Here is a 17,755-nt window from a genome sequence, read left to right as displayed (position 1 = left end):
AAAAGGGCTCGCAATGCGAACCCTTTTTGCAGTAGCACACTCTTACACAGTTAGAGTGTAATCGCCGCTTCTAATGTCATGATGATCATGTCATTGAATGTGGTTTGACGTTCTTCTGCAGAAGTCTTTTCACCGGTGCGGATATGATCAGATACAGTCACAACGCACAGGGCACGCGCACCAAACTCATGGGCAACGCCGTACAAACCAGCCGCTTCCATTTCTACGCCTAATACGCCCATCTTCTCCATCACGTCAAACATTTGTGGATCAGGAGTGTAGAACAGGTCCGCAGAGAAAATATTACCTACGCGAACTTTAGTGCCACGAACTTTCGCAGATTCGATAACCGCATTCATCAGCTCATAGTTAGCGATAGCGGCAAAATCTTGGCCTTTAAAACGTAAACGGTTAACCGCTGAGTCAGTACATGCACCCATACCGATGATCACGTCACGTACTTTAACGTCAGTGCTGATCGCACCACAAGTACCCACACGGATCAGGTTCTTAACGCCGTAATCACGAATTAATTCAGTTGCATAGATAGAGCATGAAGGAATACCCATGCCAGAACCCATTACTGAAATACGCTTACCTTTGTAAGTACCAGTAAAACCTAGCATGTTTCGAACATCAGTCACTTGCTCAACATTTTCTAAGAATGTTTCAGCAATATATTTTGCACGTAATGGATCGCCTGGAAACAGCATTGTCTCAGCGAATGCGCCCTCTACAGCATTAATGTGTGGTGTTGCCATCGAAATAACCCCTGTTTATTTTATTAAGACTTAAGTCTTTGTTTACTGACGGCAAATGTCAGCCGCCAAATCGAAATAAATGCTAATTTGCCTAAAGGAACGATTCGCCATAGGCCATAGGTTCAAGCTTAAAGTGGCTCGCAATAGATTGGCCGATATCAGCAAAGCTATTACGACGACCCAGCGATCCCGCTTTCAATCCAGCGCCAAAGGCTAATACTGGCACATATTCACGGGTATGATCCGTGCCTTGCCATGTTGGATCGCAACCGTGATCCGCCGTTAAAATCAGCAGATCATTTTCACCTAATAATGCGAGCATTTCAGGCAAACGGGCATCGAAATATTCCAGCCCTTTGGCATAGCCAGCAACATCACGGCGATGACCGTAGTGAGAGTCGAAATCAACGAAGTTAGTAAACACTATAGTGTTATCACCCGCAGATTTCACTTCAGCTAAGGTCGCATCGAAAAGTGCTTCTAAGCCGTTCGCCTTCACTTTTTTAGTGATACCACAGTAAGCATAAATGTCGGCAATCTTGCCTACACTCACCACTTCACCGCCAGCCTCTTTCAGCTTATCGAGTACAGTTTTTGCCGGTGGCGCGAGCGAATAATCCTTACGATTGCCGGTACGGGCAAAATCACTTGGACCAGTACCATCAAATGGACGAGCAATGACGCGACCTATGTTGTAAGGCTCTAACTCTTCACGGGTTATTTCGCAAAGACGATAGAGATTGTCTAAACCGAAGGTTTCTTCATGACAAGCGATTTGGAATACTGAATCAGCAGAGGTGTAGAAAATAGGCTTGCCAGAGCGCATGTGCTCTTCGCCTAACTCTTCTAAAATGGTTGTACCTGAGGCATGGCAATTACCTAAGAATCCATCCAGACCTGCACGGGCTAAGATCTTATCCGTCAGTTCTTTAGGGAAAGAATTTTGGTGCTCGCTGAAATAACCCCACTCGAATAGTACGGGCACGCCCGCCATCTCCCAGTGACCGCTCGGCGTATCTTTACCCGAACTTAACTCTTGTGCATGACCATAAGCACCAATCAGCTCAACATTATCGCCAAAACCGGAAGCAAAGGCGCCAGTACTTTCCATCGCCGCATGGCCTAAACCTAAGCGCGCTAAGTTAGGTAATTTCAGCGGACCTTCGCGGCCAATATCGGCTTTGCCTTCGGCACATGCTTTAGCAATATGACCAAAGGTATCAGAACCGACATCACCAAAGCTTGCTGCATCAGCAGAAGCACCGACTCCAAAGGAGTCCAACATCATAATAATGGTACGTTTCATAATTCTTCCTTAAAGATCCGATGCACGAATATAGGCATAGATCTCAGGTGTTTTTTCTGGAGCGGTTTCACCAATGTGAATCGCTTTTTTCACCGCAAGTTCTGCTTCAGCAAAGGCGGCTTCAGACTGTGCATGGATAACGGCAATCGGAGTCGATGAATCTACTTTATCGCCTAAAGCACACACTTGAGTTAAGCCAACACTATAGTCTAGTGCATCACCGGGCTTACGGCGGCCGCCACCTAAGGTCACAACCGCTAAACCTAACTCACGGGTATCCATGCTATAGGCATAACCTTGCATATCGGCAAAAACTGGGCGAATAATTTGTGATTGCGGTAGGTATTTATTGTAGTTTTCAACAAAATCGACTGGACCACCAAGACCCGACACCATCTTGCCAAAGAGTTCTGCAGCGCGACCATTGTCGAGTACACGATTCAGTTTAGCGCGAGCGTCGGCTTCATTACTTGCAAGGCCGCCTAGAAGCAGCATCTCAGCACAAAGACCCATAGTGACTTCATATAAACGCGGGTTACGGTAAGCACCCGTTAAAAAGTCGATGGCTTCTTTCACTTCAACCGCGTTACCTGCACAAGATGCAAGCACTTGATTCATATCGGTAAGTAAAGCCGTCGTTTTAGTACCCGCGCCATTAGCAACAGCTGCAATACTGCGAGCTAATTCTTCCGATGCCTCATAGGTTGGCATGAAAGCGCCACTACCAACTTTTACGTCCATCGCCAACGCATCTAAATTACAAGCTAATTTCTTAGACAGAATCGATGCTGTGATGAGGGAAATAGATTCAACGGTGGCAGTATTATCGCGGATAGAATAGAAGCGTTTATCGGCAGGGACGAGATCGCCCGTTTGGCCAATAATCGCCACCCCGACTTCTTTAACCACTTTGCGGAACAATTCACTTGATGGCTCAGTTTGATAACCCGGAATGGCATCAAACTTATCGAGCGTGCCGCCCGTATGACCTAGGCCACGCCCAGAAATCATAGGCACATAACCACCACAAGCCGCAGCCATAGGGCCAAGCATAAGGCTAATCACATCGCCCACACCGCCAGTGCTGTGTTTGTCGATAACAGGGCCATTGAGTCCCAATGACTGCCAATTAAGTACAGTGCCAGAATCACGCATCGCTGTCGTTAAAGCGATTCTTTCATCCATATTCATGTCATTAAAGTACACAGCCATGCCTAATGCGGCAATCTGACCTTCGGACACTGCGTTAGTAGTGATACCTTGAACAAAAAACTGTATTTCTGCGGAACTTAGCGCTAAACCATTACGTTTTTTACGAATAATCTCTTGAGCTAGAAACATGATACTGCCTCCAAGATAGGCACTAACAACCCTGTCGCTAGTGCTTATCTTTGCAATGAAACATCAAAACTGTAGCAATATTACAAGTTCATACTATCGAAGTTTTGAGTTTGCCAAATAGATTTAGGTCACACTTAATTAGGCTCGCTATACGCTGATAGTATTAATCAGCGATAGTTTGCAATTAATAGCCTTGAGTCGGCTTAGGCGCATCAGCTAATTCTAGTGTGTGTAACAAGCTGTTTAGTAAACTTGAAGCACCAAATCTAAAGGTACGTGGTGAAACCCAGTCAGCACCTAAAATACGCTCAGCAACACCGAGGAATTCAGCCGCTTGTGCAGCATCACGCACACCACCGGCAGGCTTGAAGCCTACTTGGGTATTCTTCTCGCTGATCACAGTTAACATGATTTCAGCCGCTTCAAGTGTGGCGTTTACAGGCACTTTACCAGTAGATGTTTTAATAAAGTCAGCACCCGCATCGATTGAAAGCTCAGATGCACGGCGGATAAGCGCAGGATCAGCTAACACGCCAGATTCGATGATGACTTTTAACAAGACTTCACCACAGGCTTCTTTACAGGCTTTAACTAATTCAAAACCAATTGTTTCATTGCCTTCTATCAGTGCGCGGTATGGGAATACCACGTCAACTTCGTCAGCACCATAGGCAACAGCGGCGCGAGTTTCTAGCACAGCAATGGCAATGTCATCATTGCCATGGGGAAAGTTAGTCACAGTGGCGATTTGGATATCTTCAGCACCGATTTCATCTAGCGTCTTGCGTGCAATCGGGATGAAACGTGGGTAAATGCAGATAGCGGCAGTATTACCCGCAGCCGTTTTCGCTTTGTGGCACAGGTCGATCACTTTTTGATCTGTGTCGTCATCATTCAAAGTCGTTAAGTCCATTAACTCAATGGCGCGTTGTGCTGCTTTTTTTAAATCAGTCATAATAGCTCTCCAAAATAAAAATTAAATGAATAGAAATCAGTCGCATAAAAGCAACGCTTGAGAGGTGGCATTATTTTGATTATTTTTATATGGCCGGGCCTTCAGGCGGTGCCGAGTAATTTGCTTGTACAAACTACCTTGTTGTAGGTATTCAATCTTGCCTAAGTCATAAAGAGCAATAGGCATCCTGACACTTAAAATAACTTATAAGTGACCACGACTTGAATCCTTGAAGACCGGAAGAGAGGATACGAATAAAATCTTGCTCCTACTTTTCCGCGAAAAATCCATTTTAGCGCGAGAAAAACACAAACCTTTATATAAACCCACTTATTAGCCTAATAGGCTTAGATAAAGACTCATGGTAAAACTAAAGATGGAGCCGCATAATGCGGCTCCAACAAGCAATGATTACAAGAGATTAGAACTTGTAAGTAGCAGTGAAATAATGTGCCCAGCCAGTAGTATCTAGACCAAAAGTGCCACCGTCTTTAAGCAGGTAAACATCTTTAAAGCCTTTCAGACCATAACCTAGAGCATAGTTATCTGAATGCCAGTATAGGCCAAAGAACACGTTGCCACCGTTAGTAGTGAAAGTCGTATTCTGATAAATGCCATTTGTGTCATAAGCATTTACTTCATCAGCACCAAATTGATAATCAACATAACCTTGGAATGACAGGAAGCTCTTGTTATCAAAGAAGTAGAAAGGTTTGAACCAGTTAGCAGAGAACTGATAACCATTCCAATCCTTAGCATTGATATCGTAAGTGGCATATAAGTTCATGCCAGTTTTACCTAACCAAGGTACCATAACGTCAGCACCAATACCCCAGAAAGACATGTTTACATCACCTGGGTTATTGATTTTTTGTGGACCAGGATGATCCTCTACATCAAAAGAAATGCTTTGCCCTTTGAGTGCACCACCGCCCCAGTTAAATAGAGTAGAAAAGTACACTTCTTGAATTGGACCAACTGAAAGATCTAAGCCAGTGATTGCATCCAGTGAAAAACGTGGAGCAAATTTCATAAACATCTTGCTTGAACCAGCAACTTTATCGCCAGAACCGCTATTGGCTAAATTGAACACATCAACATAACCATATAAGTCAACAACACCTTTACGTCCACCAAACTCCATTTCAAGGTAGTTATGTTCTGCATCGGCACCTGGAGCAATTGGGTGTTCATCAATTGCATACATAGCGTTGAACTGCATCCACTTGTAGTCAGTTGCATATATATCTGAACGATCAGCAGCAAATGCGTTGCCAGAGATTGCTGCTACTGCAGTAGCGGCTAAAGCTAAAGTTTTAACGTTTTTCATCATCAACCCCATTTATCTTGTTTGCTACCATCGAGGGTAGCGTTCTTTTTGTGGCGTTCGCATTCTACCTAGATTAAAAAAAATCTCAATAATCTAGCGTAAAATCACAAACACAAAATTCTTAATTGTGAACAAAGTCGCGACTTCTGCATTACGATTAATTAACGTAAGCGTAGACTCACGACATTTAAGACAGAATGACAGCTACACTTCGGTTGCATTCTGTGTCTTTCAATTGGAGAAACTATTCACTACAGGAATCACTACTGGAAAATGGTTGAATTAACTTAGGCCCTGCCCTGCATGGTCAGGACCCAGTTAGTGGGGTTTCCCCCTGCTGTTGTTACTTAGATAGCTAAGAACAAACCAGCAAGTGTTGCGCTCATTAAGTTAGCTAAAGAGCCGGCGATAACCGCACGAATACCCATTGTAGCTAAATCATGACGACGGTTAGGAGCCATAGCACCTAAACCACCAAGCAGAATCGCGATTGAAGACAAGTTAGCGAAACCACACAGAGCAAACGAAATAATAGCTTGTGTTCTATGAGTCATCACAGCTTGAGTTTCAGCAACGCATAACGGCAGGCCTTTAACAACTTCAGCAGCTACTGCTGTACAAGCCGTGGCAGCATCAGAGATATATGGAGCAAAGTTTAAGTAAGCAACGAATTCGTTAACAATGATCTTTTGACCGATGAAAGAACCTGCTACTAATGCTTCATTCCAAGGCACACCGATAAGGAATGCTAATGGCATAAACACATAGCCAAGGATCAGTTCAAGTGTTAAACCTTCAACGCCAAACCAACCACCCACACCACCAATAATGCCGTTGACCATAGCGATCAAACCAACGAAGGCTAACAACATAGCGCCTACGTTTAAGGCTAAATGCATACCAGATGAAGCACCTGCAGCAGCAGCGTCTAACACGTTAGCTGGTTTGTCAGGATCTTCTGGTAAATCGCTCATGTCATTTTTAGCAGCTTCAGTTTCAGGGTGCATCAGTTTAGCCATTAATAGACCACCTGGTGCTGCCATAAATGAAGCGGCAACTAAGTATTCGATAGGTACACCCATCTGCGCGTAACCAGCCAATACTGAACCCGCGATTGATGCCAAACCACCCACCATGATCGCAAACAGTTCAGACTGCGTCATAGTTGGAATGAATGGGCGAACCACTAATGGGGCTTCAGTCTGACCAACGAAGATGTTAGCAGTTGCTGACATAGATTCAGTACGGCTTGTGCCCAATGCTTTTTGTAAACCACCACCGATGATACGGATGATCCACTGCATAACGCCTAAGTAATATAGAACCGCAATCAGAGAAGAGAAGAACACAATAACGGGTAACACGTTCACTGCGAAGATAAAGCCAAGTTTGAAGTTAGCTAAATCACCAAACAGGAAACCGATACCGTTTTGTGCGTAACCAATAACGCTAGAAACCGCATCAGACATCCCTTTCAGAATGTCTTTACCAACTGGAACATACAGTACAAAACCACCAAAGGCAGCTTGGATAGCTAACGCGCCACCCACTGTACGTAAATTAATTGCTTTTTTGTTATTCGATAGGAGGAAACCTATCGCAAGTAGGGTGACCACCCCTACTAAACTCATTAATATATCCATTAACCATCACCCTATTGTTAACACTTTTTAATTATGTTGTTAATCAACCTATTTCCGAGTCAGATTATACCCGAGGAAAAGTCGAAAATCGTCGTTTTGATCATATTTTTGGAGTTTAATTTCAATCGCTTAGTGCAGAATGCTAGTGCGACCTACACCTGTTTATTTAAAAACAGCTAAAGGTCAAACAGTTGCATTACATTCGACACCAAGTGTTCTGATATTAGAACACTTGATTTTTTTTGCAAATTGGCAATTTTGTCTATAAAAAGAACAAGGTTAGCGGGCTGGTTACGTTTTTCAGTAACATTTATCGGTGTCATTGCAGGAGAGTCAGTCTCAAGTATGAAGTGCTGAAGTGGTAATTCACTGACAGTTTTGAGCAATTTTTTAGCATTAGGGTTCATAATCAAACCACCAATTCCCAGCTTAAAACCTAATTTGATATATTCCAGTGCAATTTCAGTACTGCCAGAAAAAGCATGTATCACACCGCCTCTAGGCAATTGATACTTTTTCAAACACTCTAAAACCTCTGAATGTGCTTTTACGCTATGAATAATAACTGGCAGATTAACGGACTTAGCTAAAGCTAATTGTGCCTCAAAAAATGCGAGCTGCTGAGGCCACGTTGAGGAATAGAGCTTATCTAAGCCACATTCACCAATAGCAACAAAGCGAGGACATTCTAGTAACGCAGAAACTTGAGATGTTAATGCTAAGATCCCAGCATCAACATCCTCTGGACAAAACCAAGGATGAATACCAAGGGCAAAATAAGTTTGGTATTGTTCGGCAACGGCGAGCTGTTTGTGCCAGTGCTGCGGCGACACACCGGGAATAATCAGATTATCTACGCCAACACTGTGCATTCGCAACACCACATCGTCGCGGTCAACATCAAACTCAGCAAAATCCAAATGGGCGTGGGTATCAATCACAGTAAATGCCTCACTCTGCGGTCGATTTACCAATTGAATGAGGTTCAGGTGGTGATACGGTTTCGTCAACCACCAAAGCTTTGACGCATTTTACCGCTAATGGAGGATCTTCAAGGCGTGGCATGCAACAGCGACGATTTTCAGGTGTCAGCCCCATTCGGTCGCACCAATGAATATAAGCCTGCCATGTTTTTGTGATCCAATTCGCCATCATTCACATCCAGAACCGATTTTTAGTTTTCGTTAGATACAAAAATGGCGGTGAATTCACCGCCATTTCAACCACTATTCTAAACCGAACCCTATTAGTGTTCGCGGGTTTTCGCAAACTCAATATCAGGATATCTTTCCATCGAAAGATTAAGGTTAACCATAGTTGGTGCAATATAGGTTAAGTTATCGCCACCATCGAGAGCCAAGTTTTGGCTACACTTACGGCGGAACTCTTCAAGCTTACGCTCATCCTTACAATAAACCCAGCGAGCTGTCGACACGCTAATACCTTCGTAAATAGCTTCAACGTTATATTCACTCTTCAGACGACCAACAACCACTTCAAACTGCAGTACACCCACAGCGCCAACAATCAAATCGTTAGTATCAATTGGGCGGAATACTTGTACAGCACCTTCTTCAGATAACTGTACTAAGCCTTTTAAGAGTTGCTTCTGTTTAAGCGGATCGCGCAAACGAATACGGCGGAACATTTCAGGGGCGAAGTTAGGTACGCCAGTGAAACGGAATTTTTCACCTTGGGTAAACGTATCGCCAATACGGATAGTGCCATGGTTATGTAAACCGATGATATCGCCTGGGTAAGCTTCTTCAGCACGCTCACGATCGCCTGCCATAAAGGTCAATGCATCGCTAACGTTAACATCTTTACCAATACGCACATGGTGCATTTTCATGCCTTGCTCGTAACGGCCAGAACACACACGCATAAAGGCGACACGGTCACGGTGTTTTGGATCCATGTTTGCTTGGATCTTGAACACGAAACCGGTGAATTTTTCTTCATCAGGCATGATAACGCGTGTATCGCTTTCGCGCGGTAATGGCTTAGGTGCCCACTCGACGATGCCGTCAAGAATATGGTCCACACCAAAGTTACCTAGCGCAGTACCGAAGAACACTGGCGTCAACTCGCCTTTCAAGAAAGCTGCATGGTCAAATTCATGCGACGCGCCGCGCACTAATTCCATCTCATTGCGCAAATCAGCGGCATAACTGCCAATCGCTTTCTCAAGATCAGGATTATTAATGCCTTTAATTACACGACGCTCTTGGATCGTGTGTCCCATACCGCCTTGATACAAGACCACTTCATCACGCAGTATGTGGTAAATACCTTTGAACTCTTTACCACTGCCAATAGGCCAAGTAATAGGTGCACAGGCAATATTCAGCACGCTTTCGACTTCATCCATCAGATCAATAGGATCACGGATATCGCGGTCGAGTTTGTTCATAAAGGTCACAATCGGCGTATCACGCAGACGTGTCACTTCCATCAACTTGATCGTACGGTCTTCAACACCCTTAGCAGAGTCGATCACCATCAAACATGAGTCAACGGCCGTCAGAGTACGATAAGTATCTTCAGAGAAGTCTTCGTGACCAGGCGTATCGAGTAGGTTAACAAGGGCGCCACCATAGGGAAATTGCATGACAGACGTAGTAATAGAAATACCACGGTCTTTTTCCATTTCCATCCAGTCAGACTTAGCATGCTGACCCGATTTTTTGCCTTTAACCGTACCCGCTTTCTGCAAAGCGTTTCCGAATAACAGCACTTTTTCGGTAATGGTTGTTTTACCCGCGTCGGGGTGCGATATGATCGCGAAGGTGCGACGTTTATCGACCTCTACTTTATTGCCTGACATGTTAACCTATGCACTTGTATCGCTAAAAAGGCGCAAATTATAGCGCCTCAGTTCGAGCTTGGCTAGGCAAAGCCCGAGATGAACTCGGGCTGAGAGAGGTTATTTTGTGGCTTCGAGCAAACCTTTGACTTTGGCGAGTTCAATACGCGCATATCTATGTTCGACAAAATCATAGATATTGGTTGCCAATGCTAAGCGAAAATAGTTTGCAGCATCTTGATATTGCTTAGTTTCTATCGCCATTTTTGCAAGGTAAAAATAAGCTTCGCATAAACGTTCAGCATATTCTTTCGGATATGTTAAGCCTACTTTAGCGGCTGAAAAAACCTCATCACGGCTTTTTTTACCTAAATAATAATCGACGATAACGGTCGCCCAAGCATCATTTTCTAAATTCTGACGATGCTGCGCTAACTGTTTTTTAGCTTCAACAGAGTCAGCTTTCAAATCAATCAAATACAGCCATAATGCCCGATAACCGTCTTTATTATCGCCTGCATAAAACGCCTGCATATCTTTAGTCGCTAAATCAATACGGTCGCCATAGTACAAAGCAATACCGCGATTTAAATAGGCATAATCATAATTAGGTGCTAACTCTAATACGCCATCGAAGGCTTCATAGGCGCTGTCGTATTCACCTTCTTGGGTGTAATAAATTCCAAGGAAATTATAGGCATCAGCAAGATCAGGCTGAAGTTTTAACGCTTGCATAAAATCAATCCGTGCGAGCAGTCTTAAGCCTACACTGTCGTAAATCACACCACGATCGTAATGAAATCTGGCTCTCTGTTCATTCGTCAGTTCGACCGTAGCCAAAATCTCGTTGAGTTTTGCCAGTGTCACTTCGACTTTATAATCAGGCATGACAGGCGCGACAACCAATTTACCTTCAACATCATTATGGTTATCTAAAGGAGATTGGGTGGTTGCGCATCCGGCTAACAACAGACTGGCACTCGCCAGCACAGCAACGACAGCGGTTCTAATTTTAAGACTCATCCATTTCTACCTTTTTAGATTCCCAACATACGCAGAAGAATCTTCATGATAGCAATCCCACCACAGGACCGCTATTAGGGAATTAAGATTAATAGTGACTTTCTTAATGCCAAAACAAAAAAGGAGATCATTTGATCTCCTTTTGATGCAATCACTTAAAAAGTGTGTGCCTATAAATAAGTCAAAGACTCATTATTCAGCAGCAGCTTCTTTCGTTTGTGCTTCTTTAATTGACAGACGTACGCGGCCTTGACGATCCACTTCCATCACCTTAACGGCAACTTCTTGGTTCAGCTCAAGGTGATCAGACACGTTAGCAACACGTTCATCACTGATTTGTGAAATGTGTACTAAACCGTCTTTGCCCGGCAGAATGTTCACGAATGCGCCGAAATCGACGATACGGATAACCTTACCATTGTAGATACGACCCACTTCAACTTCTGATGTGATTTCTTCGATACGACGGATAGCTTCTTTAGTTGCTTCGCCGTTTGAAGAAGCGATCTTCACAGTACCATCATCTTCAAGTTCAATCGTAGTGCCCGTTTCTTCGGTCAGAGCACGGATAACTGCGCCACCTTTACCGATAACGTCACGGATTTTTTCTGGGTTGATCTTGATAACAGTGATACGTGGAGCATGGTCAGAAATATCATCACGGTGTGAACCAATCGCTTGATCCATCACGTTCAGGATATGCACACGTGCGCCATAGGCTTGTTGCAGTGCGATATCCATGATTTCTTTAGTGATACCTTCGATCTTGATATCCATCTGCAATGCAGTAATACCATCACGTGTACCAGCAACTTTAAAGTCCATGTCACCTAAATGATCTTCATCACCTAAAATGTCAGAAAGAACAACGAAATCATCGCCTTCTTTCACTAGACCCATAGCGATACCCGCTACAGAAGTCTTGATAGGTACACCGGCATCCATCAGCGCGAGAGAAGTACCACATACTGACGCCATAGAGCTTGAACCGTTAGATTCAGTGATTTCAGATACAACGCGTACGCTGTATGGGAATTCAGCCGCTGAAGGCATAACAGCGTTAATACCGCGCCAAGCTAACTTACCATGACCGATTTCGCGGCGCTTAGGTGATCCCACCATGCCTGTTTCACCAACAGAGTATGGAGGGAAGTTATAGTGCAGCATGAAACGGTTAGTGCGCTCGCCCATGATGCTGTCGATCTTCTGTGCATCACGTTCAGTACCTAAAGTACAAGTGACTAACGCTTGAGTTTCGCCACGAGTGAACAATGCGCTACCGTGAGTACGTGGCAATACGCCCGCTAACACACTTAAGGCACGGATCATGTCTGGTTCACGACCATCGATACGTGGCTCGCCACGGATGATGCGACCACGAACCACTTTCTTCTCTAAGCTACCCAGTAAGTTGTCAACTTCACGTAAATCAACGCTTGGATTGCTCGCTAACAAAGCTTCTTTTGCTGCTGCTTTAACAACAGAAACTTGAGCATAACGATCTTGTTTAACTTGGATTTTATACGCATCACCTAAACCAGCTTCAGCAAGCTCTTTGATTTGGGCAACTAAATCGGCATCTTGCGTTGGTGCAGTCCAATCCCAAGTTGGTTTACCGGCTTCTGCTTTAAATTCAGCAATCGCCTTGATAACCACTTGTTGTTGATCGTGACCGTAAACTACAGAACCTAACATCACTTCTTCTGGTAATGCTTGGGCTTCTGATTCCACCATTAATACTGCACCAGCAGTACCAGCAACCACTAAGTTCAGTTGACTGGTTGCAAGTTGTGCAACACTTGGGTTCAACACGTATTCGCCATCAATGTAACCCACACGTGCAGCACCTAAAGGACCGCTGAATGGAATACCAGAAATAGCCAGTGCCGCAGAAGTACCGATCATGGAGATGATATCTGGCTCGATTTGTGGATCGACAGATACTACGGTAATGATAACTTGAACTTCGTTTTTGAAACCATTAGGGAAAAGAGGGCGAATTGGACGGTCGATCAGACGAGCGATTAATGTCTCATCTTCTGAAGGACGGCCTTCACGCTTAAAGAAACCACCAGGAATTTTACCCGCTGCGTAGGTTTTTTCTTGATAGTTAACAGTCAGAGGGAAAAAGTCACGGCCTGCATCTGCATCTTTTTTACCGACAACAGTGACTAACACTGTCGTGTCACCCATACTCGCTAAAACGGCTGCATCAGCTTGACGCGCTATAACACCTGTTTCCAGGGTGACTGTATGTTGACCATACTCAAAACTCTTTACAATAGGATTCACGTGACCCATTCCTTAATTAATGACCTTGAATTACGCGCGTAAGTATACTGCAATTCGGATCAATAGATAAAGAGCAGATAATGATGACAAATACGTAACTTTTCACTAAAGTGGTTAAATCAACAAAGAGTTGCGGTTTATATTGATACGGAAAATCTCGCCGATGGTGAATAATTATCATGAAGGATGCGCCCGATGACAGGCCGTTTTAAGTCACTGACGTGGAAACAAACTAACCTAGTCGTATTTACTGCCCTATTTTTTGCCATTGCCATTTTTATTGTTGAAATCGCTTTAGTCGTCGTATCAACCAAACAACAACTCACGACCACTCAGCAAGAACTCCTTGATTCAGTTGAACAACCTGCAGCAAATGCCGTATGGGCATTAGATGATAATTTAGCCCGTCAAACTTTAGAGGGTGCCATCAAAGTCGAACATGTTGGCTCGGCGGTGATTGAGCTGGACGATGGCTCAATGTTTGTTTCTGTCAGTAATAATAAGCAGAATAACTCACAGACTTTTATCAGTTTAAGTAATAAATTATTTGATGATCTCAAAGAAATTTCTCGCCCTTTGTATAGGCCTTTTTATTTTGAAGGTACCCAACAACAGCAACTCATTGGTACATTAACGGTTTTCTACGATACCCAAGAACTCACAAACACCCTCTTCTCGCAGTTAAGATTTAGTTTTTTTGCTACTCTCGCTCGTGCACTCTTACTCACCTTAGTGCTGTCCGTGGTATTCCATCGCTTCCTGACTCAGCCTATCGCACGCATCAGTGAGGCCATCGATAAGATCGAACCCGACTCTCCGGATGAAAATCTCTTACCTATGTCCAACGCACACAAGGATGATGAACTCGGCTTAGTAACCTCAAAATTCAACCAAATTCTTATTCAATTTAGCCAAACCCAGTCCAAACTGCGCAAAATGGCGACCCGAGATCCGCTAACTGGATTACCTAACCGCACATTATTACTTGAAACTATCGCAGTCACTATCCAACGCTCGCGAGTACACAAACGCAGCTTTGCATTGATGTTTATCGACTTAGACCGTTTTAAGAATATCAACGATTCCCTTGGACACGCATTAGGCGATCAATTCCTCGCTCGTATCGCCCGCATTCTCGAACGATTCGTTGGTGATAAAGGCACAGTTTCCCGCTTAGGTGGCGATGAATTTGTTATTCTGGCCGATACAGTTCACACCCCAGACCAAGCAGCAGATTTTGTAGATAAGCTACTGCTCCAGCTCAATGTCCCGATTCAATTAAATGAACATGCAATTCATCCTGCGGCATCGATTGGGATTTCTATTTATCCCGAAGACGGTAACAGCGCTGAAGATTTGATCCGTCACGCTGACATTGCCATGTACAGCGCGAAAGCTGCAGGCTCGAATCAATGGGCCTTCTTCAAACAACAGATGACTGAGCGAGCAGCAGTTCGTTTACGCACTGAAGCATCTTTACATGATGCGTTAAAAAACAATGAATTTTTACTGTATTTCCAACCGAAACTTGATCTGCAAACAGGCAAAGTCATCGCCTGTGAAGCCTTGATCCGTTGGCAAAAAGACGGACGACTCATCAGCCCCATTTCCTTTATTCCCGTCGCGGAAGAGACAGGTATCATCATTCCTATAGGTCGTTGGGTGATAGAGCAAAGCTGTAAAGTACTTAGGGAATGGCAGAAAAAATATAACTATGCCATCCCAATTGCAATTAATGTTGCCTCACAGCAATTTGCCGATGCTAGTTTAGTTCCCGATATCAAACAGATGGCATTACGCTATCAAATCCAACCCGAATTACTGGAAATTGAAATCACTGAAACCTCGTTGATGAACGACATTGAACTCGCTATCGCTAAGCTTGAACAATTGAAATCAGCCGGATTTGGTATTGCAGTCGATGACTTTGGCACAGGGTATTCTTCACTCTCTTACCTGCGCCATTTGCCTATCACTACCATGAAAATCGATCGTTGTTTCGTTTCCGATCTACCAGGGGATAGCGCAATTGCATCGACCATTTTAATGTTGGGAAAGCAGCTTAATTTGACCATTGTGGCCGAAGGCATTGAAAATGAGCAGCAATTGGATTGGTTGAAAGAAAATCAGTGCCAAGTCGGCCAAGGTTTCTATTTTAGTCAGCCTCTACCCCAAGCAGAATTTGAAGCGCTGTATATAGCAACACAAACAGCAACAATAAGCAGTCTTGATGGTTTACGTGGGGCTTAGGATATTTACATTGGCACTTAAGTTTCGATTCGATGCTTAATCACATCAAGCTAAGCATAACGGACCTAAACATTAGACTGATTTTGACTGTAAATTCTTTATATCTCTCGTTTACACAATAAATACTCTGTTGAATTTTAGACAATAAAAAAGGAGGCTAAGCCTCCTTTTTCACGTTAGTCGACGCGAAATTAACGACGTAGACCTAACTTTTGGATCAGAGCAGTGTAACGTGCTAAATCAGTACGTTTCAGGTAAGCAGTTAACTTACGACGTGAGCTAACCATACGTAACAGACCACGACGTGAGTGGTGATCATGAATGTGCTCTTTGAAGTGATCTTGCAAATGGTTGATTTGCGCAGTTAACAAAGCAACTTGAACTTCAGTTGAACCAGTGTCGTTTTCACAACGGCCAAAATCAGCCAAAATTTTTGCTTTTGCTTCAGGACTTAGTGACATGTATATCTCCAAATAAATAATATGAATCTCTAGCCGATCACTAACTCAGCCAGAGGGCGCGCTATTTTACCCATAAACCCACCCTAGCGCAATAAAAGGCGGGGACTAATGCATCAACTAATTTAATCATTTGTCGATGGATAGCGGGCTAATGCGTTTCTGCAGGTTCGTCATGGATAACAATGAGTCGTTTCGGCGCTAATAAGCCATCTTCGTTCATTGTGCCAATCCCCACAAATCGGCGAATTTCACCTAAAGTGATACGTACCAACTCATCGGTTTTCAATTCTGCATTAACCGGTACCCGAACCGCTTGACCTTGCATTAAGTAAGGAGCTATCGCATCCGGCACATTCACCTCTGGAAAATCGGCCACGGCCGTGTCCATAGGCAATAACAGAGGGTCGAGTAATACGCTCGGATCTATCTGTTGTTCATGTGCTTGAGCAACTAGTGCTTCAAGTTGTTCTAAAGTGACCATTCTGGCATAGGGATACTGCGCAACTTGGGTGCGGCGCAGCATAATCACATGGGCGCCACAACCGAGCATCTCACCGAGATCGTCTATGATAGTGCGAATATAAGTGCCCTTAGAACAATGAATGTCTAAGGTCAGCTCATCGCCTTCAAGACCGATGAAATTTAGCTCAAATACCGTAATAGGGCGAGATTCACGCGGCACTTCTATGCCTTCACGGGCATATTTATACAGGGGCTGACCCTGATATTTCAGCGCGGAATACATAGAAGGCACTTGCTGAGTTTCACCACGGAAGAAATCAAGCGCGGTTAATAACTGCGCCTCGGTAAAATCAATGGCGCGGGTTTGCACCACTTCACCATCGGAATCACTGGTATCTGTCCGTTCGCCAAGCTTTGCAGTGACTAAATAGCGTTTATCGGCATCCAATAGATGCTGAGAAAACTTAGTCCCTTCGCCTAAGCATACAGGTAACATACCTGTCGCTAACGGATCGAGTGCGCCCGTATGCCCAGCTTTATTCGCATTAAAAAAGCGCTTTACCCTTTGCAATGCAAAGTTAGAACTCATGCCAGTGGATTTATCCAGCAGCACTATCCCATCGATAAAACGACCTTTTGGACGACGAGCCATTAATCTTTACCTTCCGTTTCATCTGCGTCATCAGCAATATCATCACCTAAGACTTCATCTTCAACCGATGCGTCTTCGCTGCCAAATTGCTGTTGCTTCGCTTTGTCTTGGTTGATCACTTGGCTAACTAAGTTAGACATGCGCATACCTTCAACTAGCGAGCTATCGTAGATAAAACGCAGTTCAGGCATGACACGCAGCTTCATACGACCCGCCACTAAAGTGCGGATATAAGGAGCTGCGCTGATCAAAGCGTTTAGCTTTTCTTGAACGACAGCTTTGTCTTCTTCGAAAAAAGTCACAAACACTTTGGCATAGCTGAGATCGCGAGAGACGTCGACGTCATTCACAGTCACAAAGCCAATACGAGGATCTTTCATGTCGCGCTGTAGCACTTGAGCAAGTTCTTGCTGAAGCTGCTGAGCGATTCGACGAGTACGACTGAATTCTTTTGCCATAATATTTCTTACCAT

General features: G+C 44.0%; 15 protein-coding genes. 1 reads left to right on the top strand and 14 read right to left on the bottom strand.

The genetic code is table 11. The features are described 5' to 3' along the window. Positions 1–50: 50 nt before the first annotated feature. From deoD to pnp, 11 genes are all read right to left on the bottom strand, one after another. The gene (gene deoD / locus HGO26_RS01555) at positions 51–761 is read right to left on the bottom strand and encodes a purine-nucleoside phosphorylase (RefSeq protein ID WP_006086929.1); all 711 of its coding nucleotides are present in this window, start codon (positions 759–761) and stop codon (positions 51–53) included. Positions 762–852: 91 nt separating this feature from the next. Continuing rightward, positions 853–2,067 carry a phosphopentomutase gene (locus HGO26_RS01550; protein ID WP_168822825.1) on the bottom strand — a complete coding sequence of 405 codons (1,215 nt, stop codon included), beginning with the start codon at positions 2,065–2,067 and terminating at the stop codon, positions 853–855. A 9-nt stretch (positions 2,068–2,076) separates the two neighbouring features. Beyond that, positions 2,077–3,408, bottom strand: a complete 1,332-nt coding sequence (deoA, locus tag HGO26_RS01545; protein WP_113939309.1) for a thymidine phosphorylase — start codon at positions 3,406–3,408, stop codon at positions 2,077–2,079. 184 nt (positions 3,409–3,592) lie between these two features. Then, positions 3,593–4,363 carry a deoxyribose-phosphate aldolase gene (gene deoC / locus HGO26_RS01540; protein WP_168822823.1) on the bottom strand — a complete coding sequence of 257 codons (771 nt, stop codon included), beginning with the start codon at positions 4,361–4,363 and terminating at the stop codon, positions 3,593–3,595. Positions 4,364–4,784: 421 nt separating this feature from the next. Continuing rightward, entirely contained in the window at positions 4,785–5,693 is a 909-nt protein-coding gene (locus tag HGO26_RS01535) for a nucleoside-specific channel-forming Tsx family protein (RefSeq protein ID WP_211085783.1), read from the bottom strand. A gap of 347 nt (positions 5,694–6,040) precedes the next feature. Then, positions 6,041–7,336, bottom strand: coding sequence for a NupC/NupG family nucleoside CNT transporter (locus HGO26_RS01530; protein ID WP_113939306.1), 1,296 nt, complete (start codon positions 7,334–7,336; stop codon positions 6,041–6,043). Positions 7,337–7,512: 176 nt separating this feature from the next. Then, complete coding sequence (locus HGO26_RS01525; protein ID WP_113939305.1) at positions 7,513–8,277, bottom strand: TatD family hydrolase; 765 nt, start codon at positions 8,275–8,277, stop codon at positions 7,513–7,515. Between the two features lie 10 nt (positions 8,278–8,287). Beyond that, positions 8,288–8,491, bottom strand: coding sequence for a hypothetical protein (locus tag HGO26_RS01520; RefSeq protein ID WP_168822819.1), 204 nt, complete (start codon positions 8,489–8,491; stop codon positions 8,288–8,290). Positions 8,492–8,582: 91 nt separating this feature from the next. Continuing rightward, positions 8,583–10,163: a peptide chain release factor 3 gene (prfC, locus tag HGO26_RS01515; protein ID WP_105251704.1), complete on the bottom strand. Its 1,581-nt coding sequence runs from the start codon at positions 10,161–10,163 to the stop codon at positions 8,583–8,585. 99 nt (positions 10,164–10,262) lie between these two features. Beyond that, a complete protein-coding gene (gene nlpI / locus HGO26_RS01510) occupies positions 10,263–11,165 on the bottom strand; it encodes a lipoprotein NlpI (RefSeq protein ID WP_168822816.1) in 903 nt (300 codons plus the stop codon). A gap of 192 nt (positions 11,166–11,357) precedes the next feature. After that, positions 11,358–13,457, bottom strand: coding sequence for a polyribonucleotide nucleotidyltransferase (gene pnp, locus HGO26_RS01505; protein WP_105251702.1), 2,100 nt, complete (start codon positions 13,455–13,457; stop codon positions 11,358–11,360). Between the two features lie 195 nt (positions 13,458–13,652). Here pnp and HGO26_RS01500 point away from each other — a divergent pair, with 195 nt between their 5' ends. Continuing rightward, entirely contained in the window at positions 13,653–15,707 is a 2,055-nt protein-coding gene (locus tag HGO26_RS01500; RefSeq protein WP_168822815.1) for a putative bifunctional diguanylate cyclase/phosphodiesterase, read from the top strand. A 191-nt stretch (positions 15,708–15,898) separates the two neighbouring features. Here HGO26_RS01500 and rpsO read toward each other — a convergent pair whose 3' ends face one another. The 3 genes from rpsO to rbfA all read right to left on the bottom strand — a co-directional run bounded on the left by rpsO (position 15,899) and on the right by rbfA (position 17,740). Further along, positions 15,899–16,168 (bottom strand): 30S ribosomal protein S15, encoded by a 270-nt coding sequence (gene rpsO, locus HGO26_RS01495; RefSeq protein WP_028761447.1) that lies wholly within the window; start codon positions 16,166–16,168, stop codon positions 15,899–15,901. Positions 16,169–16,316: 148 nt separating this feature from the next. Further along, positions 16,317–17,282 carry a tRNA pseudouridine(55) synthase TruB gene (truB, locus tag HGO26_RS01490; protein WP_168822812.1) on the bottom strand — a complete coding sequence of 322 codons (966 nt, stop codon included), beginning with the start codon at positions 17,280–17,282 and terminating at the stop codon, positions 16,317–16,319. Next, positions 17,282–17,740, bottom strand: a complete 459-nt coding sequence (gene rbfA / locus HGO26_RS01485) for a 30S ribosome-binding factor RbfA (protein ID WP_105251700.1) — start codon at positions 17,738–17,740, stop codon at positions 17,282–17,284. Before rbfA ends, truB begins: the two co-directional genes overlap by 1 nt. Between the last annotated feature and the right edge of the window lie 15 nt (positions 17,741–17,755).

This window comes from Shewanella oncorhynchi (assembly GCF_012584455.1).
Classification (GTDB): domain Bacteria; phylum Pseudomonadota; class Gammaproteobacteria; order Enterobacterales; family Shewanellaceae; genus Shewanella; species Shewanella oncorhynchi.
The sequence above is the reverse complement of the archived record's forward strand: the minus strand, read 5'-3'. Positions and strand labels throughout refer to the sequence as shown.

What these genes read in the sequence shown, in the direction of transcription:
- HGO26_RS01520 (WP_168822819.1), bottom strand. Translation starts at nt 8,491, where the DNA reads ATGATGGCGAATTGGATCACAAAAACATGGCAGGCTTATATTCATTGG.
- HGO26_RS01535 (WP_211085783.1), bottom strand. Translation starts at nt 5,693, where the DNA reads ATGAAAAACGTTAAAACTTTAGCTTTAGCCGCTACTGCAGTAGCAGCA.
- HGO26_RS01530 (WP_113939306.1), bottom strand. Translation starts at nt 7,336, where the DNA reads ATGGATATATTAATGAGTTTAGTAGGGGTGGTCACCCTACTTGCGATA.
- deoC (WP_168822823.1), bottom strand. Translation starts at nt 4,363, where the DNA reads ATGACTGATTTAAAAAAAGCAGCACAACGCGCCATTGAGTTAATGGAC.
- deoD (WP_006086929.1), bottom strand. Translation starts at nt 761, where the DNA reads ATGGCAACACCACACATTAATGCTGTAGAGGGCGCATTCGCTGAGACA.
- HGO26_RS01500 (WP_168822815.1), top strand. Translation starts at nt 13,653, where the DNA reads ATGACAGGCCGTTTTAAGTCACTGACGTGGAAACAAACTAACCTAGTC.
- rbfA (WP_105251700.1), bottom strand. Translation starts at nt 17,740, where the DNA reads ATGGCAAAAGAATTCAGTCGTACTCGTCGAATCGCTCAGCAGCTTCAG.
- truB (WP_168822812.1), bottom strand. Translation starts at nt 17,282, where the DNA reads ATGGCTCGTCGTCCAAAAGGTCGTTTTATCGATGGGATAGTGCTGCTG.
- HGO26_RS01550 (WP_168822825.1), bottom strand. Translation starts at nt 2,067, where the DNA reads ATGAAACGTACCATTATTATGATGTTGGACTCCTTTGGAGTCGGTGCT.
- rpsO (WP_028761447.1), bottom strand. Translation starts at nt 16,168, where the DNA reads ATGTCACTAAGTCCTGAAGCAAAAGCAAAAATTTTGGCTGATTTTGGC.
- prfC (WP_105251704.1), bottom strand. Translation starts at nt 10,163, where the DNA reads ATGTCAGGCAATAAAGTAGAGGTCGATAAACGTCGCACCTTCGCGATC.
- deoA (WP_113939309.1), bottom strand. Translation starts at nt 3,408, where the DNA reads ATGTTTCTAGCTCAAGAGATTATTCGTAAAAAACGTAATGGTTTAGCG.
- nlpI (WP_168822816.1), bottom strand. Translation starts at nt 11,165, where the DNA reads ATGAGTCTTAAAATTAGAACCGCTGTCGTTGCTGTGCTGGCGAGTGCC.